The organism is Nocardiopsis suaedae (genome assembly GCF_027706745.1).
GTDB classification, from domain to species: domain Bacteria; phylum Actinomycetota; class Actinomycetes; order Streptosporangiales; family Streptosporangiaceae; genus Nocardiopsis_A; species Nocardiopsis_A suaedae.
The window spans coordinates 1-23,263 of sequence record NZ_JAQFWP010000051.1 but is presented as its reverse complement, the minus strand read 5'-3'; the positions used below and the strand labels follow the sequence as shown (position 1 = coordinate 23,263).

The 23,263-nt window shown below is 74.0% G+C and carries 16 protein-coding genes; 10 read left to right on the top strand and 6 right to left on the bottom strand.

The genetic code is table 11. The features are described 5' to 3' along the window. Positions 1 to 84: 84 nt before the first annotated feature. Positions 85 to 795 (top strand): hypothetical protein, encoded by a 711-nt coding sequence (locus O4U47_RS22505; RefSeq protein WP_270679926.1) that lies wholly within the window; start codon positions 85 to 87, stop codon positions 793 to 795. A gap of 68 nt (positions 796 to 863) precedes the next feature. Here the strand turns inward: O4U47_RS22505 and O4U47_RS22500 are convergent, their stop codons facing one another. Further along, positions 864 to 1,970 carry a hypothetical protein gene (locus O4U47_RS22500; protein ID WP_270679925.1) on the bottom strand — a complete coding sequence of 369 codons (1,107 nt, stop codon included), beginning with the start codon at positions 1,968 to 1,970 and terminating at the stop codon, positions 864 to 866. Positions 1,971 to 2,127: 157 nt separating this feature from the next. Between O4U47_RS22500 and O4U47_RS22495 the strand changes: the two genes are divergently transcribed. Together O4U47_RS22495 and O4U47_RS22490 are read left to right on the top strand one after the other, a co-directional pair. Continuing rightward, positions 2,128 to 3,402, top strand: coding sequence for a sensor histidine kinase (locus tag O4U47_RS22495; RefSeq protein WP_270679924.1), 1,275 nt, complete (start codon positions 2,128 to 2,130; stop codon positions 3,400 to 3,402). 55 nt (positions 3,403 to 3,457) lie between these two features. Beyond that, positions 3,458 to 4,108: a response regulator transcription factor gene (locus O4U47_RS22490; protein ID WP_270679923.1), complete on the top strand. Its 651-nt coding sequence runs from the start codon at positions 3,458 to 3,460 to the stop codon at positions 4,106 to 4,108. 188 nt (positions 4,109 to 4,296) lie between these two features. Here O4U47_RS22490 and O4U47_RS22485 read toward each other — a convergent pair whose 3' ends face one another. The 3 genes from O4U47_RS22485 to dacB all read right to left on the bottom strand — a co-directional run bounded on the left by O4U47_RS22485 (position 4,297) and on the right by dacB (position 9,044). After that, complete coding sequence (locus O4U47_RS22485; RefSeq protein ID WP_270679922.1) at positions 4,297 to 5,265, bottom strand: 3-methyladenine DNA glycosylase; 969 nt, start codon at positions 5,263 to 5,265, stop codon at positions 4,297 to 4,299. 20 nt (positions 5,266 to 5,285) lie between these two features. Continuing rightward, positions 5,286 to 7,061 (bottom strand): hypothetical protein, encoded by a 1,776-nt coding sequence (locus tag O4U47_RS22480; protein ID WP_270679921.1) that lies wholly within the window; start codon positions 7,059 to 7,061, stop codon positions 5,286 to 5,288. A gap of 336 nt (positions 7,062 to 7,397) precedes the next feature. Beyond that, a complete protein-coding gene (gene dacB / locus O4U47_RS22475; RefSeq protein ID WP_270679920.1) occupies positions 7,398 to 9,044 on the bottom strand; it encodes a D-alanyl-D-alanine carboxypeptidase/D-alanyl-D-alanine endopeptidase in 1,647 nt (548 codons plus the stop codon). Positions 9,045 to 9,333: 289 nt separating this feature from the next. On the opposite strand from dacB, the gene O4U47_RS22470 reads away from it, so the two are divergent. The 3 genes from O4U47_RS22470 (at position 9,334) to O4U47_RS22460 (ending at position 14,106) form a co-directional block, all read left to right on the top strand. Then, a complete protein-coding gene (locus O4U47_RS22470; protein WP_270679919.1) occupies positions 9,334 to 10,722 on the top strand; it encodes a cytochrome P450 family protein in 1,389 nt (462 codons plus the stop codon). 109 nt (positions 10,723 to 10,831) lie between these two features. Continuing rightward, positions 10,832 to 12,256, top strand: coding sequence for an aldehyde dehydrogenase family protein (locus O4U47_RS22465; protein ID WP_270679918.1), 1,425 nt, complete (start codon positions 10,832 to 10,834; stop codon positions 12,254 to 12,256). Positions 12,257 to 12,648: 392 nt separating this feature from the next. Then, on the top strand, positions 12,649 to 14,106 hold the full coding sequence (locus tag O4U47_RS22460; protein ID WP_270679917.1) for a sodium/glutamate symporter: 1,458 nt from the start codon (positions 12,649 to 12,651) through the stop codon (positions 14,104 to 14,106). A gap of 106 nt (positions 14,107 to 14,212) precedes the next feature. Here the strand turns inward: O4U47_RS22460 and O4U47_RS22455 are convergent, their stop codons facing one another. After that, positions 14,213 to 15,187, bottom strand: coding sequence for a trypsin-like serine peptidase (locus tag O4U47_RS22455; RefSeq protein WP_270679916.1), 975 nt, complete (start codon positions 15,185 to 15,187; stop codon positions 14,213 to 14,215). 162 nt (positions 15,188 to 15,349) lie between these two features. Further along, a complete protein-coding gene (locus O4U47_RS22450; RefSeq protein ID WP_270679915.1) occupies positions 15,350 to 16,972 on the bottom strand; it encodes a CocE/NonD family hydrolase in 1,623 nt (540 codons plus the stop codon). A gap of 272 nt (positions 16,973 to 17,244) precedes the next feature. Between O4U47_RS22450 and dxr the strand changes: the two genes are divergently transcribed. The 4 genes from dxr to O4U47_RS22430 all read left to right on the top strand — a co-directional run bounded on the left by dxr (position 17,245) and on the right by O4U47_RS22430 (position 23,123). Further along, positions 17,245 to 18,519: a 1-deoxy-D-xylulose-5-phosphate reductoisomerase gene (gene dxr, locus O4U47_RS22445; protein WP_270679914.1), complete on the top strand. Its 1,275-nt coding sequence runs from the start codon at positions 17,245 to 17,247 to the stop codon at positions 18,517 to 18,519. A 10-nt stretch (positions 18,520 to 18,529) separates the two neighbouring features. After that, positions 18,530 to 19,882, top strand: coding sequence for a M50 family metallopeptidase (locus tag O4U47_RS22440; protein ID WP_270679913.1), 1,353 nt, complete (start codon positions 18,530 to 18,532; stop codon positions 19,880 to 19,882). A gap of 235 nt (positions 19,883 to 20,117) precedes the next feature. Then, positions 20,118 to 21,275, top strand: a complete 1,158-nt coding sequence (ispG, locus tag O4U47_RS22435) for a flavodoxin-dependent (E)-4-hydroxy-3-methylbut-2-enyl-diphosphate synthase (RefSeq protein ID WP_270679912.1) — start codon at positions 20,118 to 20,120, stop codon at positions 21,273 to 21,275. A gap of 375 nt (positions 21,276 to 21,650) precedes the next feature. Further along, complete coding sequence (locus O4U47_RS22430; protein ID WP_270679911.1) at positions 21,651 to 23,123, top strand: amino acid permease; 1,473 nt, start codon at positions 21,651 to 21,653, stop codon at positions 23,121 to 23,123. The last annotated feature ends 140 nt before the right edge of the window (positions 23,124 to 23,263 follow it).

The window sequence follows — 23,263 nt, the reverse complement described above, 5'->3', positions numbered from 1 at the left end:
TCATGCGGCGTGTCCGAGCGGGGAGGAGCGAAGCCGAACCCGGACCATTGACTTGTTGTGCACAAAAAATCACAAGGAGTCACAGTGGAGACCTTCCTGACGACGGGACCGCGCCCGAATCCCGCCCGTGCCGCCCTCGGCGCCCTGCTCGCGGCGGGGACCCTGTTCGCCGCACTGGGGACCGCGGTGAACCCCGCGGCGGCCGAGACGCCCGGTGATCCGCCAGGGGACAACGGCACCGTGAAGGTGGTCGACCCGGAGGATCCGTCCACCGGCAACGCCAACGAGCCGCACGTGTGCACGTTCAAGCTCGTCGGGTCCAACTTCGACGAGGCCCAGGAGGTGAGCTGGGAGATCCAGGAGTGGGCCCCGGGCGATGACAAGGGGACGCAGGTCCTCTCCGGAGAGCTGACGATCGGGGACGACGGCAACGGTGAGACCGGAGTGCAGGAACTCCCCGACGGCCATTACAAGCTGTTCTGGAACTTCGAGGGGGAGCACGGGAAGGCCAAGCAGAAGGTCTTCTGGGTCGAGTGCGAGGACGACGACGGCAACGGCGGGGACGACGGCAACGGCAATGGCGACAACGGCGCGAACGGCGACGGCAACGGTGCCAACGGCGCAGACGGCAACGGGAACGGCGACGGCGCCGCGGACGGGAACGGCAGTCTCCCGGTCACGGGCGGGAGCGCGGACCCGACGGCCGCCGGGATCGCGCTGGTGTGCGCCGGGGCCGCCCTCATGGTGCTGACGTTCCGCCGCACCGCGGTCCGCGCCCCCAAGGGCGGGCGCTGAATCCGCTCACACCGACGCGGCCGTGGGACGGCCCTCGACCGTCCCACGGCCCGAAGTCCGCGGTGCGCTCACCGGAACGACTCGGGGAACCCTTCCCCGCACGTGGCGCATTCGGCCCGACGGCGGATCCAGTAGGCCCCCGTGGCCACCGCCAGCGCCACGCCCCAGAACAGCATCGACGCGAACGCCACCTCGTGTACGGCGTTCACACCGCCGCCCGGCGCGGCCTCGGTGAAGAACCGGCCGGTCAGCCATGCGGCGGGGACCACCTTGCCCAGCGACACCAGCGCCAGGGCCACCAGGGTCGCGGGAGCCACCGCCAGCGACACCGGTACGCGCCGCCCCGCCAGGCCGACCATCCAGCGGGGGAAGCGCACGCCCCACCGCTGCACCAGGCCGAGCATCAGCACCGCGCCGACCAGCGCCCCCGAGGCCAGCCCCATGCCGACGACGAGGAGACCGCCGTCGGCGTCGAACCCCTCCTCGGTTCCCATGCCGGGGTAGTAGCCGAACAGCCACGGGATGCGGATCGACGGGTAGGCCAGTGACGCCGCCACGGCCAGTGCCACCGCGATCCTGCCGGTGCGCAGCGCCGCCGCCCGGACACGCTCCTCCTGCTCCCGGGTCCGGCCTTCGGCCCGTCCGCACGCCGTGCAGGCCCCGCGCTGCAGGCGCAGCCCGACCAGCCCGCTGACGCCCCACAGCACCGCGCCCAGCGCGCAGTACATCAGGAACAGGTTCTCCGCCGAGGTCACGTACTCCGCGTAGCTCGCCGGGAGCCCGGGGAGCGCCCACCCCGCGACGATGACGACCGGCGTGTACCCCAGCACCGTCAGCAGCGCCCCTTGCAGCGGGACGAGCACGATCACCCCCGCCGCCAACAGCGCGGTCACGGACGCCGCGCGCCCCGCCACCCCGGACGGGGCCCGCACCAGTACCGCCCCGCAGACCGTCCCCAGCAGGCCGAGCGCCAGCACGAACGCCGATCCCGCGGACGGGTCGTAGGCGTTGAGCACCGCCCCGATGTTCACCGCGTCCGTTCGGGAGAACGGGTGCGGGAGCACTTCCGCGGCCCAGGCCACGGCCAGCAGCGCCGCCCCGGCCGACCACGCCAGCGCCGCCGGGAACGCCCACCTCCCCGCGCCCCTCTTCCTCGTCTGCGCCTCTACCGCCATGGCGGCCTCCCCGTCTCGTGCGGCCCCGTCGGCGCGCCGCGCGCCGACCGCCTCCGAGACTCCCCGGAGAACGCTCCGGCGCCATCCCGCAGCGCAGTGAACCGCGTCCCCCGGGCGAGGGAGGCGTGCCGTCCGCCCGGCGTGCAACGATCACGGTGTGGGGATCCTCCGCGCCGCCGCCGCGCCGCTCGTCTCCGCCCGGACCTACACCCGCTGGGTGTACCTGGTCTTGGGCGGAGCGCTGTTCACGCCCTTCTTCATCGCGGTCTTCGTCCTGATGAGCCTGGTGACCCCGTGGGGGCCGACGCCCGGATCGGACCAGTCCGGCCTGGGGGGCGAGGGCTACATCGGGACGGCCGTGGCCGCGCTCCTCGGCGGGGCGACGGGGTTCATCCCGGGGGTGCACGCGGCGCAGTCGCAGGTCGCCCGCAGCCTGCTCGGTGGGCCGCTGGCCGACGAGCCCCGGCTCGCGGGCGCCGACTGGCGCACCCGGGTGCGCGGGGCCTGCTGGCTGGCGCTGCTGTTCGCGGTCGGGCTGGGCGTGTGCCTGGCGACCATGGTGGTGCTCACCGACGCGGCGTCCCTCGCGCTGATCCCCCTCTTCGGATCGGCGCCCGACCTGGGCCAGCGCATCATCCTGGTGGACTGGAGCCCCTCCGGGGCCGAGCGGTGGGCGGCCCCCTTCGCGGGCGCGGGGCTGCTGGTGCTGTTCGTCTACGCGGTGGCGCTGCTCGGTGCGGGCGCCTCCCGCCTGGCGCGGCCCTTCCTCGGGGCCTCGGCCGCCGACCGCCTCGCCGCGGTGCGGGCGCGCGCCGCCGACCTCGGCGAGCGCAACCGCCTCGCCGCCGAACTGCACGACTCGATCGGGCACGCGCTGTCGGTGGTCGCGCTGCAGGCCGGGGCGGCCTCCCGGGTGATCGAGCGCGACCCCGAGTTCGCCCGCGGCGCGCTGGAGGCCATCGCCGATCAGGCCCGCACCGCCACGGCCGAGCTGGACCACGTGCTCGGCCTGCTGCGCGAGAAGGCCCCCGGCGACCGGGCGCCGCAGCGCGCCCTCGCCGACGTCCCGCACCTGGTCGAGGCGGCCCGGACGGCGGGGACCGAGGCCGAGTACACCGCGCGCGGCCCGGTGGGGGAGGTGCCGCCGGTCGTCTCCCGGGAGCTGTACCGGATCTGCCAGGAGGGGGTGACCAACGCGCTGCGCCACGGGGCCGGCGGCCCCGTCCGGGTGCGGGTGGACGCCGCCGACGGCCGGGTGCGGGTCGAGGTCGTCAACCCCTGCGCCGGGCGGCGGCCGCGCCGCCGCGGCGGCGGCAGGGGGCTGGAGGGCGCCCGGGAGCGGGTGCGCCTGCTGGGCGGCGAGCTGCGGGCGGGGGCCGAGGACGGGGTGTGGCGGCTGGAGGCGGACATCCCGTGGAAGAGTGGCCGGTGACGGCGGACGTGCCGGGCGGCGGACGACGGGCGAGGGACGGGACGGCGGGACGGCGATGATCTCGGTTGCGCTGGTCGATGACGAGGCGCTGGTCAGGGCGGGGCTGGGAGCGCTCATCCGGGCCGAGCCCGACATGGAGGTGGCGGGCGAGGCCGACGACGGCGACGCCGCCCTGGACCTGGTGCGGCGCACCCGGCCGGACGTGGTGCTCATGGACGTGCGCATGCCGCGCCTGGACGGCATCCAGGCGACGTCGGAGCTGGTGCGCCGGGACCGGCCGCCGAAGGTGCTGGTCGTCACCACCTTCGAGAACGACGACTACGTCTACGGCGCCCTGCGGGCCGGGGCGGCGGGGTTCCTGCTCAAGCGCAGCAGGCCCGAGGACATCCTGGCGGCGGTGCGGGTGGTGCACACCGGCGACTCGCTGCTGTTCCCGGAGGCGATCCGGTCCCTGGCGGCCGTGCACGCCGACGGCGCGGGGCCGGCCGCCCGGGCGGTGGCGGGGCTCACCGAGCGCGAGGCCGACACGCTGAAGAGGATGGCGCGGGGGCTGTCGAACGCCGAGATCGCGGCCGAGGCGTTCGTGGGCGTGGAGACGGTGAAGACGCACGTCTCCAACATCCTGGCCAAGCTGGGGGTGCGGGACAGGACGCAGGCGGTGATCGCCGCCTACGACTCGGGCCTGGTCCGCGCCGGGCGGGGGTGAGGCCGCCTCGTCGTCCTTCGCTGAGGAGGCCGGCAGGGCGCCGGGCGCAGGAACACGGGGCCCAGCGTGGTGAAAGAGCCGCTCCAGGGACAAGAGGGCGGTGGAACCCACCGCCCTCGACGGCCGGACCGGCCCTCGTGCGCTCGAATGGTCCGGTATGCGCCCCCGCAGCGTCGCGCCTCCCGAGGTCAACAGGGGCTGTGCCGGTGGTGCTCCTCCGGGAGCAGGTGCTCGGCGCGGCCGAGGGCCTCCAGAAGGCGGGCCCGCAGCTGTCCGCCGCGCTCGGCGAAGGACCGCTGGGCCTCCAGGTATTCGGCCTTGCCCTCCGCCGTCTCGATCCGGACCGGGGTGTACCCGTGCGCCTCCAGGTCGTAGGGGGAGGCCCGCATGTCCAGGACCCGAATGTCCTTCGCGAACACGAAGCAGTCCGCGACCAGCTCGGACGGCACCAGCGGGGAGAGCTTGTACGACCACTTGTACAGGTCCATGTTCGCGTGCAGGCACCCCGGCTGGTCCAGGTCGGCCTGGCCCTCCCGGGTGGGCCGCAGCCGGTTCAGCGGCCGCGCCTCATCGGTGAAGAACCGGAACGCGTCATAGTGCGAGCACGTGATCCGGTGCGACTCCACCACCGCGTCCGTGCCCTCGTGCCCCAGGCGCAGCGGTACCGCTGAGTGCCGCACCTGCTCCTGCCCCAGCCGGTACACCATGGCCCACTCGTGCAGGCCGAAGCATCCCAGATGGGCCTGGCGCCCCTGCACGGCGCGCAGCAGCCGCAGCACGAACGCGACCGTCGCGCCCTTCTTCTCCAGGAACGCCGGGACGTCCAGCTCGGCGGCGACGGTGTCAGACGGGCCCGCCGGATCCGCGGCCCCTGAGGCGCGGTACCACCGCGCGCCCTCGGGGTCCATCCCGGCGAGCGCCGTCCCGGCCCCGGGGTGCCAGCGGCGGAGCTGCGCAGGCTTGTGGCTGTAGTAGGTGAACAGGAAGTCCTCGACGGGGTGCTTCACACCGGCCGCCCTGCGCTCCAGGTGCGCGGAGACGAGCGCGTCCACGCGCGCGTGGTGGCGGGCCTCGCGCTCGCGCCACTCCTCCTCGGGCAGCACGCGCGTCGCCTGCTCAGGGAGCGCGCGGGTGCCCGCTTCCGTCGGGGTCTGCATGCCTCCGAGGGTACGAGCGCTCAGTTGGTGCCCTGAACCGGTAGGTGGCGCCCCAGGTAGCCGATGTAGATGCGGTTGGTGGCGCCCGGCCCCATGTCGCTGTAGAAGTACAGGCGGGGGCAGATCCCGTACTCGCTGTCCAGCTTGATGTGCGCGAACATCGGCACCTCGCCGGTGGGCGAGACCTCCGCGGGCACCTTGAACACCCGCTTGTCGCTGAACTTGTCCCGGTTGCGCACCGTGTCGCTCTCCCGGGACGCGAGCCGCTTCACCGGCACCGCCCGGTACCCGTTCGGCGGCTCCCGCAGGTAATCGTGGAAGCCCAGCCCCGACCCCGGGTTGGCCAGCTGGTACCGCGCATAGTCGTCCAGCGCCAGCAGCGCCTCCCACGCGCGCGTGACCCACAGCTTCTCCTTGCGGCTGCCGGTCAGCTCCCGCACCGTGTCGCGGTCCTCGATGGTGAAGTACAGGTTCGGGAAGTTGCTGCGGTCGGTGATCCGCTCCAGCAGCTCCTCCACGGTGCGCGGGGGCCCCATCGGGCGGTCCGGCGGCGGGTGCTCCCCGGCCAGCCGGTGCAGCCCCTCCTCGTGCAGCCGCTCGCGCAGCCATTCCAGCTCCCCGGTGGCCGCGTGCAGGGCGGCCCGCGTGTTGTGCAGGTCCTCGGTGGCGTCGGCCAGCTCGGCCGCCAGCCGCTCGCGCTCCTTGGCCTGCTCCGTGCTGCGCACGCTGAGCCGCTTGGCCTCGGAGCGCAGCCGCTCGGCGTCGCGGGCCTGGTCGGCCAGCCGGGATTTGAGCAGCGGGACGAGGTCGGTGCCGTGCGGCCCCGTGGTGGCGGGGGCGACCGGCGCCGCGGCCGCCCCGTTCTCCTGCTCGCGCAGGTAGGCGTCGAGCTCCTCCTCGTTGAGGAGGGTGTCGATGTCGCGCAGCTCGGAGGGGAGCGGCGAGTCGACCGCGGTGTCGCGCACCGACCGCGCCAGCGCCCTGCTCACCCACGGCCGCACCCGGTCCCCCTCGCGGGCGGAGTCCAGGGTGTGCGCCGACATGCGCGGGTGCCGCTGGGCATCGGTCCAGTCGTCGGGGTCGACGCCGGGCAGGAAGGTGCGCACGCCGCCCGCGGGCACGTCCGCGCCCGGGGGGAGCAGCGCCGACAGGCGCTCGTGGGCGGCGGCGTCGAGCACGTACCCGGCGCACATCCCGGCCGAGCGGGAGAGCACCGCGGCCATGGCGTCCCGCCAGGCCGCCACCGTCATGTCGGACGGGGGGCCGAACACGACGACGGCCAGGCGGCGGGCGGGGTCGGCGATCGCGTCGGCGAGCGCCTGGACCGCGGCGGTGTCGCGGCCGCGCACGATGGCCGGCTCGGAGGCCAGCCGCTGCCCGCCGTCCCGGCAGGGCAGCCGCTCCAGCAGCAGCCGCACCGCGTCGGGCGGGACCACGTCCAGCCGGTCGGTGCCGGACAGCTCGTGCCGGGGGTCGGCGGTCATGTCGACCCAGCTGTAGCCGTGGGGGAGGCGCTGGGGGTCGGAGACGATGGTGGCGGTGGTGCGCCAGCGGCCGTCGGCCTTGTCCGACTCGGTGGTGAGCCGGAGGAAGGCGATGCGGTCCTCGCGGTTGTCGTGGCGCACCACCATGGCTCTGGAGCGCTTGCTGAGCTCGTAGGAGCCCGACCGGGAGAAGTCCACCCGCGCGCCGGCCGGGCCGCGGCGGCTCAGCCAGGCCGCGAGTGCGGCGGCGGCCTCGCCGGTGATGTCGCGGTCCAGGTCCACGGTGGCGATGCTGCGGTAGACGAGCGACACCCTTGCTTCTCTCCCGGTCGGTCGGGCCCGACCCGCGAGGGGCCGGAATCTGGCCTGCGAAGCGCCGGTGTTCGGGCCTCTGTCCCCCACTCTGGCCCAAGCGGAGCGCGCACACCAGTCGTCCCATCCGATCCGGGGTGCCGGTGGAGGGGCGGGCGGAAGGGGCGCACGACCGGCCGCTGGGGGAGGGCGGGCGCCGCGGAGGCGACACGGGGGAGGCACGGACGAACGGTGTCCGCTGGAGTGGTGTCGTTCGTTGATCTCGGGAGAAAACGACGCCAGAACCGCGCTTGTAGGGTCGTTTTTCCCGGGATCATCGGGGATCCGGGGCGCGTGTCAGCAGGTCCCGGCCCAGGAGCACTCCAGGGAGGAGGCGTCCGGCACGGGCGTGCCCGGTGCGGCCGTCTCCGCCGCCGGGGCGCCCGTCGCGGCCGGGACGCCCGCCGGAGCGGCCCCGTCCGCCATCCGCTGGGCGCCGTCGCGGGAGAACTCCGCCAGCCGTACACCGATCGCGTCCTGCACGTGGCGCGGCGCCGGCCCCGAGTACCCGTTGTTCAGCACCACGAACACCAGCTCCTCGCCGTCCGCCCCGGCCACGTAGCCCGACAGCGCGCTCACCCCGGTCAGGGTGCCGGTCTTGGCGCGCACGTTCTCCTCGGCCGCCGTGTCGCGCATCCGGTTCCGCAGCGTCCCGCCGACCATCCGGTCCTCGGCTCCGGCCAGCGGCAGGGCGTTCTCGTACTCCGGCCACCACGACGCGCCGCGCGCCGCCTGCAGCAGGTCGGCCACCCCGTTGGCGGTCATCGTGTTGGTGCGGGCCAGCCCCGACCCGTCCGCCTGCTCGTAGAGGCGCGGGTCCAGCCCCAGGCCCGCGGCGGCCGTCTCGACCACCGCGGTGCCCGCCTTCCAGGAGCCGAGGCCCGCGCGCTCCGCCCCCATCGCCTTGACCAGCATCTCCGCGTGCCCGTTGTTGGACAGCTTCATGAAGGGCACCAGGAGGTCGCCCAGCTCCTCGGAGGAGCGGTCGGCCACCCCGTCGGCGCCCGCCGGGGCGGCGCCGCGCGCGACACCGCCGGTCACCTTCACCCCGTTGTCCTCCAGCGCGTCGGCGAACAGGTGCGCCGCGTGCGCGGTGGGGTCGTCGACCGTGCGCAGCGCCTCGTACCCGTCGCCCCCGGCCGGGAGTGAGCCGGAGAAGGTGAAGGTGTTGGTGCCCGGCTCGCGGGTCACCGTCAGCGACGGCTCGGAGTCCGGCGCCCCGGTGGCCGCCTCGTTGCGCACCTCCAGGTTGTCGGTCATCGGCTCCAGGCCGACCTCGACCGGGTCCCCCGCGTCGCCGCCGGGCTCGGCGGAGGCCGTGACGACGCCGGTGTCGTAGTCCTCGTTGGCGGCCACGGTCAGCGCCGAGATCTGCGCCGCGTAGTAGTACGGCTCGTCCCCGGCCTCCCAGTCCGGGTGCAGCCGCTCGTCGTCGAACAGGGTGTCGTCGGCGACCAGGTCCCCGGTGACCCGGCGGACCCCGGCGTCGGCCACCTCCTCGGCCAGGTCGTCGTAGGCGTCCGCGGTCAGCGTGGGGTCGGCCCCGCCGACCAGGTAGAGGTCGCCGCGGACCACCCCGCCCCGGTTCGGCGCGGTGTCGGCCCGCACATCCGTGGTGAAGCGGTGCCCGGGCCCGAACACCTCCAGGGCGGCGGCCGAGGTCAGCAGCTTCATGTTGGAGGCCGGGAGCAGCGCGGTGTCCGCTTCGCGGCCGTACAGCTCCTCGCCGGTTCCTGCGCTGCGCACCACCACCCCGGACACCGCCCCCTCCAGGGCCGGGTCCTGCAGCAGGGCGTCGAGGTCGCGGCGCAGGTCGTGCACGGGGCCGTCGGCGGCGGCGGGGGAGGCCGCCGCGGCGACGAGGCCCGCGGCCAGGAGGGGAGCGGCACAGGCGCGCACGAGCGGGCGGGCGCGCGGCAGCGCGCGGGATCGGAGGATCGCCATCGGGTCGGGGCCCCTCCCAGGTCGACGGGGGATGGGTGGGGGAGAGGTCGGTCGGGAGGGCGACGCGCGATCGGGGATCGTCGGTGATGGCCGGGCGACGGTGCGTAGGCAGGCTACCCCGGCGCCCCCCGGGAGTTCGAGAGGCGCGGCCGGAAACGGGCGCACCGACCCGCCCCGCCCCGCGCCGGGGACGCGGCCGGGGGCGGGAACGGTGGTGGTGGCCCGCGGGGCGCGGCGCTACCCTCGTGGAACCGCAGTCACCGCCCCCTGACAGTCTGCGAGCGAAGCCGTGACCGAGCGCCCCGACACCGCCCCCGGCTGCCCACTGCACGAGGCCGCCGTCCCGCTGTACAAGTACGCCGAGCACGGCGAGGCCGCCCGCGTGTGGGAGACCCTGCGCGAGCGCTACGGCCAGGTCGCGCCGGTCGAGCTGGAGCCGGGCCTGCCGGTGTGGCTGCTCCTGGGGTACGAGGAGAACCTGGAGGTCATGCGGGACTGGGGCGGCTTCTCCCGGGACACGCGCCGCTGGTGCGATGTGCGCGACGGCAGGCGCTCACCCGGCGACGACCTCCCCATCGGCATGGGGTACAGCGGCAGCGCCCTGTACGCCGACGGCGCCGAGCACGCCCGCCTCATCGCCCCGGTCACCGACGCGCTGGCCCGGCTGAGCGACGCCCGGGTGCGCGCCGACATCACCCGCGCCGCCGACCGCCTCATCGACGACTTCTGCGCCGAGGGCGGCGCCGACCTGGTGGCCGACTACTGCGCCCTGCTCCCGTCCATGGTGCTCAACCGCCTCTTCGGCCTGGACGACGCGTTCGGCTACGCCCTGGGCGACCTGACCACCGCCATGTGGGGGCACGACGGCGACCGGTCGGCCGAGGCCGCCGCGCGCATGCGCGACTACTTCGCCGGGCTGGTCCGCCACAAGCGCGCGGTGCCCGGCGAGGACCTCACCAGCTGGATGCTGGGCCACGCGTCGGGCCCGACCGACCAGGAGACCGCCGACCAGCTGGTGACCATGGCGGCCGCCGCCCACCTGCCCACCGCCAACCTGCTCGGCAACGTGCTGCGCGAGCTGCTCAGCGACGACGGCCTGGCCCGCGACTTCGCCGGGGGCGGGCTGCTGCTCGACGAGGTCGTCGACCACGTGGTGTGGACGGTGCCGCCGGTGCAGGTGCTGCCCGCCCGCTACGCCACCCGCCCGGCGGTGGTCGGCGGTACCCGGGTGGCCGAGGGGGAGCCGCTGGCGTTCGGGCTGGCCGCCGCGCACGCCGACCCGCGGCTTCGGCGCGGGGACCAGGACGAGACCGCCGTCCCCTCCGGGCACAACCGCGCGCACCTGATCTGGGGCGCCGGAGAGCACCGCTGCCCGGCGCGGGCGGTGGCCGAGCGGGTCGTGGAGATCGGGGTGGAGCGGCTGCGCGCCCGGCTGGGCGGTCTGCGCCTGGCCCTGCCCCCTGAGGAGCTGTGGTGGGCGCCGTCGCTGTTCTACCGGGGCCCGGCCGCGCTTCCGGTGGAGTTCGAGCCGGCGGAGCCGCTGCCCGCGCCCGAGCCCGCCCCCGCGCCCGCCGTCCGGTCCCCGGACCCGGGGCCGGAGGAGGGGTCCGACGCGTTGCTGGTGCGGGTGCTGCGCTGGTGGCAGGGCAGCGGCCGACGCGGTCGCCGGAGAGGCTGAGGCCCCGCGCGCACAGGCGGAGCGGGTGCGCCGGAATGGCCAAGCGGGGCCGCTGTGCTGGCCAATGCGGATAACGCCGCACCGTGCGGCGGGCACTAGCGTCTCGGGCATGTCTACGCGTCCGTTCTGGCTGGCCGGGGAAGCCGCGACCGGCGACACCGAGATCCAGGTGACCAACCCCTACACCGGTGAGAGCGCGGGGTCCGCCGCCGTGCCCTCGCCCGAGCAGATCGAGCAGGCGGTGGCGGCGGCCGACGCCGCGGCCGCCGAGCTGGCCGCGCTCCCGGCGCACGTGCGCGCCGAGGCGCTCCTGCACGTCTCACGGCGGATCGAGGAGCGGGCCGAGGAGTTCGCCGCGCTGATCACCGCCGAGAGCGCCAAGCCCATCGCCTGGTCGCGCGCCGAGGCCGGGCGGGCCGTGTCCGTCTTCCGGCTGGCCGCCGAGGAGGCCCGGCGCGACAGCGGCGAGCTGCAGCGCCTGGACACCGACGCCGGGGGCACCGGCCGGGTCGCCCTGGTGCGCCGCGTGCCCAAGGGCCCGGTCCTGGGCATCGCCCCGTTCAACTTCCCGCTCAACCTGGTCGCCCACAAGGTGGCCCCGGCGCTCGCGGCCGGCGCGCCGATCATCCTCAAGCCCGCCCCGGGCACCCCGCTCACCGCGCTGCTGCTCGGCGAGGTGCTGGCCGAGACCGGCCTGCCGCGCGGGGCGTACTCCGTGCTGCCCATGCCCAACGAGCGCGCCTCGGACCTGATCACCGACCCGCGGCTGCCCGTCATCTCCTTCACCGGCGGCCAGTTCGGCTGGGAGCTGCAGCGCCGGGCCCCGCACAAGCACCTCACCCTGGAGCTGGGCGGCAACGCCGCGGCCGTGGTGCTGGCCGACGCCGACCTGGACCACGCCGCGCGGCGCATCGCCCTGTTCGGCAACAACCAGGCCGGGCAGGTGTGCATCGGGGTGCAGCGCGTGGTGGTGGACGCGCGGGTCTACGACGACTTCGCCGCCCGCCTGGTCGAGCGCGTCGGCGAGCTGGGCACCGGCGACCCCGCCGACCCGGCCACCCAGGTCGGCCCGATGATCGACGAGGCCGCCGCCGAGCGGGTGCACGGCTGGATCGCCGAGGCCGAGCGGGCCGGGGCCAAGGTGCTCGCCGGCGGCGGCCGGGACGGGGTGACGGTGGAGCCGACCGTGCTCGCCGAGGTCCCCGCCGACGCCAAGGTGGTGCGCGAGGAGGTCTTCGGCCCGGTGCTGGTGCTGCAGCGGGCCGAGGACACCGGCGCGGCGTTCGCCGCGGTCAACGACAGCGACTTCGGTCTGCAGGCCGGGGTGTTCACCTCCGACATCGCCACCGCCTTCCGGGCCCACCGGGAGCTGGAGGTGGGCGGCGTGGTCATCGGCGACGTGCCGACCTTCCGGGCCGACCAGATGCCCTACGGCGGGGTCAAGAAGTCCGGCGTGGGCAAGGAGGGCGTGCGCGCCGCGATGGACGATCTGACCTACGAGCGGGTGATGGTTCTCACCGGCGTGCAGCTGTGAGCAGAGGCATACGGAGTGGTGCGGCTCTCGTGAGAAGCGCCGCACACCAGGGGACCTGCTTCTGACCGCCTCCCCTGGACGGTCCCCCGGGGCGCCGCGCGTCGCCCCGTCCGGTGCCCCGGGGGTTACCTAGCGGTATCGGGACGGTGGCACACTTTCCGGTGACGACCACTTAAGCCTGGTTTATCCCGGTTTGAGTGTTTATTGGGTGTTTTCCCGGCCGCGTCGCGGTGCGGAGCACCCGGCGCGGGCCCGGTGCGGCCCGGCGCCCTCACAGCCACGGCGCCCGAGGACGGGGCGCGCCCCCGGGGCACCGCCTCTCCGACCGAGGCCCGCTCCGCGGTGCGCTCCCGCCCCGAGGGCGCGCTCATGCTTCAACGGAGAGGTAAGAGATGTCCCCCGACACCATTGGCCTCGCGCTCCTCCTCCTGGGGGTGTTGCTGCTGGTCGCGAAGCTCGTCCGGGTCAAGTGGAAGCTCACGCAGAAGCTGTTCCTGCCGAGCTCGATCATCGGGGGCGGCATCGCGCTGCTCCTCGGGCCGGACATCTTCGGCCGCGCCATGGCCCTCGTCGGCGTCGACTCCTTCACCGAGGGAGGGCTCTTCGGGGCCGGCGTCAACGAGGTCTGGTCCGCGCTGCCCGGCCTGCTCATCTCGGTGGTCTTCGCCGGGCTGTTCCTGGGCAAGCCGCTGCCGAGGTTCAAGGACGCCGCCCGGCTGGCCGGACCCCAGCTCGCCTTCGGGTTGACGCTGAGCACCGGCCAGTACGTCATCGGCCTGCTGCTCGCCCTGCTGGTGCTGGTCCCGGTCTTCAACCTGCCCGCGCTGACCGGCGCGCTCATCGAGATCGGGTTCGTCGGCGGCCACGGCACCGCGGCCGGGCTCGGCGACACCTTCGACAAGGCCGGGTTCCCCGAGGGCCAGGACCTGGCCGTGGGCATGGCCACCGTCGGCCTGCTCGCCGGGATCCTGCTGGGCATCGCCCTGATCAACTGGGGTGTGCGGCGCCGCAAGACCGTCGTGCTCGACTCCAAGGCCGAGATCTCCGACGCCGAGCAGGCCGGGCTCCTGGTCGGCGAGAAGCGCGGCCCCGGCGCGATGCTGACCGTGCACCCCTCCTCGCTGGACCCGCTGGCGCTGCACTTCGGCCTGATCGCCATCGCCGTGCTGATCGGGCAGCTCATCCTGTCCGGGATGCAGGCCGTCGAGCAGGCGCTGTGGGCGGACACCATCGAGATCTTCGCCTACGTGCCGCTGTTCCCGCTGGCGATGATCGGCGGCATCCTGCTGCAGATCCTCATCGACCGCTTCGACAAGAACGCGATCGTCGACTCCATGATGATCGAGCGCGTGCAGGGCTTCTCCCTGGACATGCTGATCATCTCGGCCATGGCCACCCTGTCCCTGCAGGTGCTCGCCGAGAACCTGCTGCCGTTCCTGCTGCTGGCCGCGGCCGGCATCCTCTGGGTGGTCGGTGCCTTCCTGTTCCTGGCCCCGCGGATGATGCCCTCGCACTGGTTCGAGCGCGGCATCGGCGACTTCGGCCAGTCCCTCGGCGTCACCGCCACCGGCCTGGTGCTCATGCGCATCGTCGACCCGGAGCTGAAGACCCCGGCCTACCCGGCCTTCGGCTACAAGCAGCTGGTGTTCGAGCCGTTCTTCGGCGGCGGCCTGGTGACCGCGGCGGCCATCCCGCTGATCATCAGCCCGCACGTGGGCGCGGTGCCGTTCCTGATCATCATGGCGGTCGGGCTGGCCGCCAGCCTGTACATGGGCCTGTTCGTGTTCGGCCGCAGGCGCAAGGCCGGGGCCGCCGCCCCGGCCCAGGAGAGCGCTTCGGCGGAGTCCTAGCCGCACCGGCCGGGCGGGACCGCCCGGCCGCCGAGCGGCACGAGGGGGAGGGGCGACGGCGCCCCTCCCCCTCGGCGCGTTCCCGCCGTCCCGCGGGGCGCCGGAGTCAGGCGTCCTGGGCCTCGTCGAAGACGCGGCGTTCGGACGCGCCCAGGACCGGCCCGTACTGGGTGCCCGCGTCCGAGGCGTACTTGAAGCTGACCACGGACACCACGGTGCCGCGGCCGGACCCGGAGTCGAAGCCGGCGAACCACGGCCCGCCGCTGGAGCCCTCGGTCATGTCGCAGGACATGCCGCGCGCGGTGGTGCCGCCGCGGTCCGCGTGGGTGGGGCCGTCGCAGGTGCGCAGCGTCCGGCCGTCGTAGGGCGAGCGGGCCGGGTAGCCGAAGGACCGGACCGACCCGGTGTGGTCGCCGGAGAAGGAGATGCGCTGGGCGCCGGTGGCCTCCTGCACCGGTGCGCCGCCGCTCTCGCGCAGCACGGCCGCCCCGAAGTCGCGGCTGTCGTCGGTGCGCCGCGCCCACTCGGGCGTCACCAGCATCTCCCGGGCGGTGTAGCGCCCGTAGGGCTCCTCGCCGTCGTCGTAGCCGGGCACGAACACCCACTTGGACGCCCACGCCCCGGAGCCGTCCTTGAGGCAGTGGCCCGCGGTGACCACCGTGGAGGCGTTGCGGGAGCGCACCACCGATGCGGTGCAGGTGAAGTCGCGCCCGTCCATGCTCAGGAAGACCCGCCCGGTGGTCCGGGCCACGGCGCCGCCGCCGGTCCATTCCGGCGCGTCGCCGCCGTCGGCCTGGTGCTCCCGTCCGGATGCGCCGTACCCGGGCGGCGCGTCGAGCAGCCCGTCGGCGGCGCCGCCGATCAGCCGCCCGATCGGGCGGGCGGCGGCCATCCGGTCCTCGGTCCAGTAGGCCAGGACCGAGGCGGGCTCTTCGGAGGCGGTGTGGCGGACGGCGCCGGGGCCGCCCGCGGCGGGTGCGGGGCCGGTCGGGCCGGTGGCGGCCGAGGCTCCGGTGGCACCCGCGGCCAGGGCGGCCGCGACCAGGGGCGCGACGAGGACGCGCAGGAGGGACGGTGTCATGGGACGTGATCATGCCACACGCAGGGTGACGGTGTGCCCACTTTCGGTTGGACGACGTGTCGCGGAGTGTCGGACCGAAACACGGGGCCGGGGCCCCGGAACGGCTGAGGCCCCCGGCCGGTGCGCACCGGCCGGGGACCGCCCCTCAAGCAGGGGGCGCCGTCAGACCCGGCCGTCGGGGTCGGGGCCGGTGGGCACGGACAGCGCGGCCGGCGCCTCCTCGGTGGAGCCGATCTCCACCCGCTCGCCGCGGTCGCCCGAGTCGGTGTAGCGGGAGTCCTCGGTGTCCACCACCAGGGCCAGCCGCTGCCCGGCGGCGACGTCCCAGACCACCGGCTCCATCCGCAGGCCCACCTCGACCGGCTCGCCGGGCTCGGCGCCGCGCAGCGTGTAGGGCTCGTGGGTGATCAGCGACCCGGTGCCGTACCGGTCCACCGCGTACAGGTAGAAGTACAGCGACTGGTCGGCGGCGGTCGGGGTGACGACCATGTCCACCTCCGGCGACCCGCTCACCCGGGCGCCCTCGGACAGCCGCGGCCCGGTCCACACCCCGGCGTAGGAGCGGTTCACCAGCGGCAGGGACACCCCGGTGGGGATGTCGGCGAACTGCTGGAGCGCGCCGCTGAGCAGCAGCGTCCCGCTCTCGGCGACGGTTCCGCGCCCGGCGCCCACGCCGTAGCTCCAGCCGGGCTCGGCCCCCTCGTCGAGCCCGCCGGTGGACTGCCAGTTGTCCCAGGTGCGCACGGGCTCGCTCAGCCCGTAGTCGAGCGAGCCGTCGGAGACCGACTCCCAGTCGGGGAAGGACGCCCACGCGCCCCGGCCGTTGTTGGGCTTGACCCGCACCGGGTCCTCGGAGCCCACGCCGTTGTCGGCGCCCTTGAGGTGGTGGTCGAACCAGCGGGTCAGCTCCGACCAGGTCTCGTTGGGCAGGCCGACGGCGCCGAAGGCCTCGGGGGTGGCGTGGTCGCCGGCCGAGAGCATCAGGCGCTTGGGCCCGGTCAGCTCCCCGTAGAAGTCGGTGAGCTGGCCGGGCGGGAAGATGCCGTCGTTCCAGGCGTGGCCGATCATCACGGCGGTGCCGTTGGCGTTGATCGCGTCCACCTTGGTGGAGACCGACCGCTCGGGGGCCATGTCCAGGGCGGGCTGGACGTTGCCCTCGCGGTACTCGCGCTCCATCTCCAGCAGCTTCTCGCCGGGCGTCCCGGTCAGGTGGGCCGAGGACAGCAGCAGCTCCACCGCCTGGTAGCTGATCGTCTCGTGGGAGTAGATCGACTCGGCCAGGTCGGCCCAGCCGCTCATCGCGCCCACCGCTTTGACCCGGTCGTCCTCGGCGGCGGTGAGCAGGCTGATCCCGGCGCCGTAGGAGATCCCGGCCATGCCGACGCGGCCGGGGTCGGCGTCGGTGTTCTCCAGCGCCCAGTCGATGACGGCGCGCGCGTCGCCCACGTCCTCGGGGCCGGCGACCTCGATCGCGCCGCCGGAGTCCCAGAAGCCGCGGGAGGTGTAGGTGACGACCTGGTATCCGGACTCGTAGGCGAGCCGCTTCGCGGCGCCCACGTAGAGCAGGTTGTTGGTGGCCCAGGCGGTCGGCATGACCAGCAGCGGGCGGGGCCCGTCGTGGCCGGTGGGGGTGATCACCTTCGCGGGGAGGCCGATGCCGCCGTGGCCGGGGATCGTCTCGTGGGTGACGCGGACCCCCGTCTCGGCGTGAGCGGGGGGTACGGCCAGGGTCACCATGAGTAGCGATGCGAGCACGGCGGTGCACAGTGTGCGGAGTCGGCGCATGGCGTCCTCGTTTCCGGCCCTCGGCGGGCCGTGTGCGGGGGTGCGGGGGAGTGCGGCGGCGGTGCCGCGGGTGCCCGTCCGGGGTCGCGCCGTGTCCGGCCGCCGTGGCGGCCGGACCCCCGTCGGGGCGGGTCCGCCAGGGGGCGGCGGACCGGAAGTCTACTGTGAGGTAACTTGCATGGCCGGTAACTTAGACGCGGCGGGGGCCGATGTAAAGGGGGCGCCGTCCGGGCCTGATCAGCCGCGCCGTCCGTCCCCTGATCATGTGCGCCATGCGCGACAATGGCCGGGTGCGAATCGCTGAACGACTCCTGCAGAGCTCCCGGCCCGACGACACCCGCGAGGTCGTCCTCCTCGGATCCACCGGCTCCATCGGAACGCAGGCCCTGGAGGTCGTGCGCGCGAACCCGGGCCGCTTCCGGGTGCGGGCGCTGGCCGCCGGGGGCGGCCGCGCCGAGCTCCTGGCCGACCAGGCCGCCGAGACCGGAGCCGAGGCCGTCGCGGTCGCCGACGCCGGGCGCGCCGCCGAGGTCGCGCGGCTGCTCGCCGAGCGCGGCAGCGGCGCCAAGGTGCTCGCCGGGGCCGAGGGGGTCGCCGAGGCCGCCTCCTGGAGCTGCGACGTGGTGCTCAACGGCATCACCGGCGCCCTGGGCCTGGAGTCCACTCTGGCGGCGCTGCGCGCCGGGCGGCTGCTGGCGCTGGCCAACAAGGAGTCGCTGATCATCGGCGGGCCGCTGGTGCGCGCCGCCGCCCAGCCCGGGCAGATCGTGCCGGTCGACTCCGAGCACTTCGCCCTGGCCCAGTGCTATCCGCGGGTGCCCGCCGCCGAGCTGACCGCCCTGGCCCAGGGGCAGGTCGAGGCCCGCGTGGAGGACGTGCGCCGGCTGGTCATCACCGCCAGCGGCGGCCCGTTCCGCGGCCGCGGCCGGGCCGAACTGGCCGGAGTCGGCCCCGAGGACGCGCTGAACCACCCCACCTGGAGCATGGGGCCGGTGATCACGGTCAACTCGGCCACCTTGGTCAACAAGGGGCTCGAGGTGATCGAGGCGCACCTGCTCTTCGACGTCCCGCTGGAGCGCATCGAGGTGGTCGTCCACCCCCAGTCGATCGTGCACTCCATGGTCGAGTACACCGACGGCTCCACGCTCGCCCAGGCCAGCCCGCCCAGCATGCGCATCCCGATCGCCTACGGGATGTCCTGGCCGCACCGGGTCGGCGCGGCGGCGCCCCCCGTGGACTGGACCCGCGCGCAGAGCTGGACCTTCGAGCCGCTCGACCACGACGCCTTCCCCGCCGTCCGGCTGGCCTGCGAGGTCGGCGCCGCCGGGGGGACCGCACCGGCCGTCTACAACGCCGCCAACGAGGAGGCCGTGGACGCCTTCCTGAAGGGGCGGCTGTCCTTCCCCGCCATCGTGGACACCGTGGCCCGGGTAGTCTCAGAGCGACACGGCACGGACGAACCGGAGGAACCCACCCCCGACGACGTCCGCGCGGCCGACGAACGGGCCCGGAGCCGCGCCCGGGAGCTGATCGCCCGGGCAGCCTGAGGAGAGGTGCATGACCGCAGTGCTCACGATCGCGGGGATCGTCCTTTTCTTCCTTGGACTCCTCTTCTCCATCGCCTGGCACGAGCTGGGCCACCTCGGCACGGCGAAGATGTTCGGCATCCGCTGCACCCAGTACATGGTGGGCTTCGGGCCGACCCTGTGGTCCCGGCGCATCGGCGACACCGAGTACGGCGTCAAGGGCGTCCCGCTGGGCGGCTACGTCCGCATGGTCGGCATGATCCCGCCGGCCGCCCCCGACGTCTCCGGGCGCCCGATGGGCCGCATCCGCGCGATGATCGAGGACGCGCGCGAGGCGAGCAGCGTCGAGGTGGAGCCGGGGGACGAGGACCGCCAGTTCTACCAGCGCGCTCCGTGGAAGCGGATCATCGTCATGGTGGCCGGTCCCGCGATGAACCTCGTGCTGGCCGTCGGCCTTTTCATCGTGCTGCTCATGGGGATCGGCGTCCCGCAGCCCTCCACCACCGTGAACGCGGTGAGCGAGTGCGTGGTCCCCGCCACCGCCACCGACGCGACCTGCCCCGAGGACGCGCCGCCCACGCCCGCCGCCGCGGCCGGGTTCCGGCCCGGCGACGAGATCGTGGCCGTCGGCGGGGAGCGGGTGGCCGGCTGGAACGACGCCAACCGGCTCATCCGCGAATCGCCCGGCCCCACCGCGTTCACCGTCGAGCGCGGGGGTGAGGAGGTCGAGCTGGAGGCCGACCTCATCGAGAACACTGTCGTGGCGCGCGACGCCGCCGGCGAGATCGAGTACAAGACCGGACCCGACGGCGAGCCGCTCACCGACGACCAGGGGTTCCGCATCCCCGACACCGAGAAGGCGGCCTTCCTCGGCATCACCTTCCAGAACGAGCGCACGGCGCTGGGCCCGGGGGAGACCGCCGCCTTCATGGGCGAGACCATCGTCGGTGTGGGCGAGGCGCTGGTGGCGCTGCCCACCAAGGTCGACGACGTCTTCCGGGCGGCGTTCATGGGCGAGGAGCGCACCATGGACTCGCCGGTGGGCATCGTGGGGGCCTCCCGCATCGGCGGAGAGGTGCTGGCGCAGCCCATTCCGCTGATCGAGCGGGCGTCCTTCCTGATCAACCTGCTGGCCGGGGTGAACCTCTTCCTGTTCGCCTTCAACATGCTGCCGATCCTGCCGCTGGACGGCGGGCACATCCTGGGCGCCCTGTGGGAGTCGGTGCGCCGCGCCTTCGCCAAGGTGTTCAAGCGTCCCGACCCGGGCCCCTTCGACGTCGCCAAGCTCATGCCGGTGGCCTACGTGGTCGTGGCCTGCTTCCTGGCCTTCAGCGTCATGCTGCTGATCGCCGACGTGGTCAACCCGCTGCGCGTGACGCAGTGACCCGCGGGTGTCCGCCCGGCGGGTGGCGCCCGGCGGCCGTGGGCCCGTCCCCGCTCAGGGGGAGGTAGCCTAGGCAGCGCATGCGGACGGCGGCGCCACCGCTCTCCCAGGAACCGGGGGACCCCGGTCCCGGTGCGCCCGGCCGCCTCCTGCGCGGCGCCCGGTGCGGCGTCCCGACCCCTTCGACTTTCAACCGAAGCCGCCGGACCACCCCGGCGGCCCGCGAGGTGAGACCGTGACCGTCGATCTTGGAATGCCCGCCACCCCGCCGCTGCGTCTGGCGGAGCGGCGCCAGTCCCGGCAGATCATGGTCGGCGACGTGCCCGTGGGCGGCGGCGCGCCGGTGTCGGTGCAGTCCATGACCACCACCTCCACCGCCGACATCAACGCCACCCTGCAGCAGATCGCCGAGCTGACCGCCTCGGGCTGCCAGATCGTGCGGGTGGCCGTGCCCACCGCCGACGACGCCGAAGCGCTGCCGATCATCGCCAAGAAGTCCCAGATCCCGGTGATCGCCGACATCCACTTCCAGCCCAAGTACGTCTTCGCCGCGATCGAGGCCGGGTGCGCGGCCGTGCGGGTCAACCCGGGCAACATCAAGAAGTTCGACGACAAGGTCGGCGAGATCGCCAAGGCCGCCTCCGAAGCGGGGGTGCCCATCCGCATCGGCGTCAACGCCGGGTCGCTGGACAAGCGCCTGCTGGCCAAGTACGGCAAGGCCACCCCCGAGGCGCTGGCGGAGTCGGCGCTGTGGGAGTGCTCGCTGTTCGAGGAGCACGGCTTCCGCGACATCAAGATCTCGGTCAAGCACAACGACCCGGTCGTGATGGTCAACGCCTACCGGCAGCTCGCCGCGCAGTGCGACTACCCGCTGCACCTGGGCGTGACCGAGGCCGGGCCGGCCTTCCAGGGCACGATCAAGTCCTCGGTGGCCTTCGGGGCGCTGCTGGCCGAGGGGATCGGGGACACGATCCGGGTGTCGCTGTCGGCGCCTCCGGCCGAGGAGGTCAAGGTCGGCGCGCAGATCCTGGAGTCGCTGGGGCTGCGCGAGCGGGGCCTGGAGATCGTGTCGTGCCCGTCGTGCGGGCGGGCGCAGGTGGACGTGTACTCGCTGGCCGACGAGGTGACCGCGGGCCTGGAGGGCATGGACGTGCCGCTGCGGGTGGCGGTGATGGGGTGCGTGGTCAACGGTCCGGGTGAGGCGCGGGACGCGGACCTGGGCGTCGCCTCGGGCAACGGCAAGGGGCAGATCTTCGTCAAGGGCGAGGTGATCAAGACCGTGCCCGAGTCCAAGATCGTGGAGACGCTGATCGAGGAGGCCATGCGCCTGGCCGAGGACATGAAGGACGAGGGCGCCGAGTCCGGCGAGCCGTCCGTGGCCGTCGCCGGCTGACCCTCCGGGACTTCCGGCCCGCCTTCCGGCGTTGCATCCGGGCGGGGCGCCCACCGGCGCCCCGCCCTTTCGCGTGTCCGGGGAGGAATGCCGGGCATCCGTTGTGCATATTCGGACATCCGCGCCACAGGAGTGCGTGACAGAGGTCATCAAGGCCAAATATGTGAGTTGACCCACATATAGCGGCGTTTCATTGCGCCACACCGCAAAGAATGCGGGGATTGGCGATCGAACCCGCAACGTTCGATGGTTCTGTAGCCCAGGTAACATCGCTACTGTTGCCGAGGCGCGTTTCCCCCCTGTTCAGGGTCCGTACGGATCCGCTCCGCGAGCGCGCCCGGAACCTGTCGCCTGACATCCCCCGAGGAGACCCTGGTGGTTGAGGAGAAGACGGTCGGCGCCCCCGCGCCGGCGGCGCCGCAGAGGACGGTGAAGCAGCGGCTGACGCGGCGCAAGCCGGTGGAGCGGCTCACCGAGGAGGCCGGCCACGGCGAGGGCGGCAGCCTGCGGCGCACCATGGGGCTGGCCCAGCTCACCATGATCAGCATCGGCGCCACCCTGGGCACCGGCATCTTCGTCGTCCTCGGCGAGGCGGTCCCGGTGGCCGGACCGGCCGTGGTGCTCTCGTTCGTGATCGCCGGGATCACCGCGCTGTTCTCCGCGCTGGCCTACGCCGAGCTGGCCGGGATGATCCCGGCCTCCGGGTCGGCCTACTCCTACTCCTACGCCACCATGGGCGAGCTGGTCGCCTGGGTCTGCGGCTGGTGCCTGATGCTCACCTACGGGGTGTCGGTGGCCGCGGTCGCCGTCGGCTGGGGCGAGTACATCAACGAACTGCTGCGCCTGGTGACCGGGGCGAGCCTGCCGGCCGCGCTGACCCAGCCGCCCGGCGCCGACGGCGGCATCGTGAACGCCCCGGCCGCCGTGGTGGTGGTGCTGGCCATGGTGGCCCTCATCGGCGGGGTGCGGGAGAGCGCCTGGCTCAACGGCGCCATGGTGGTCGTCAAGGTCGCCGTGATGGTCATGTTCGTGGCGATCGCCGCCACCGCCGTGCGGGACGGCAACTTCGCCCCCTTCATGCCGCTGGGCATGGCCGGGGTGAGCGCGGCCGGCGCGACGCTGTTCTTCTCCTACATCGGCTTCGACGCCGCCTCCACCGCGGGCGAGGAGGCCAAGGACCCGCAGCGGGACCTGCCGCGGGCGATCATGCTCTCGCTGATCATCGTCACCGCGATCTACTGCCTGGTCGCCTTCGTCGCGGTGGGCGCCATGCCGTGGACCGACTTCCAGGACACCGAGGCGAGCCTGGCGCACATCCTGACCGTGGTGACCGGCACCCCGATCTGGTCGGTGGTCTTCGCCGTCGGCGCGGTGATCGCCATCGCCAGCGTGGTGCTGGTGGTCCTCTACGGCCAGACCCGCATCCTGTTCGCGATGTCCCGCGACGGGCTGATCCCCAAGGTCTTCTCCAAGCTGGACAAGCGGGGGAACCCGACGGCCAACATCCTGATCCTGTCGGCGGCCATCGCGGTGCTGGCGGCCGTGGTCCCGCTGGGCCACCTGGCCGACGCGACCAGCATCGGCACCCTGTTCGCCTTCGGCCTGGTGAACGTCGCGGTGATCGTCCTGCGCAAGCGCCGCCCGGACCTGCGGCGCCGCTTCACCATGCCGCTGGCGCCGCTGACCCCGGCGCTGGGCGTGCTCTCCTGCGCCTACCTGATGCTCAGCATGGGCGTGGCGACCTGGGTGACCTTCGGCGTGTGGATGCTCGTGGGCCTGGCGGTCTACTTCGGCTACTCCATGCGCCGCTCCACCCTGGAGACCGAACCGGAGACCGCCGAGGTCTGAGCCTTCCGGCTTCCGGAGCGACGGAGGGGCCGTCCCGCGAACGCGGCACGGCCCCTCACGCTGTCGGCGTCAGGAGGCGAAGACCTCGTCGATGCTGTCGGCTGTGGCGGCCCGATTCATCCACTGGTAGAGGAGGTCGG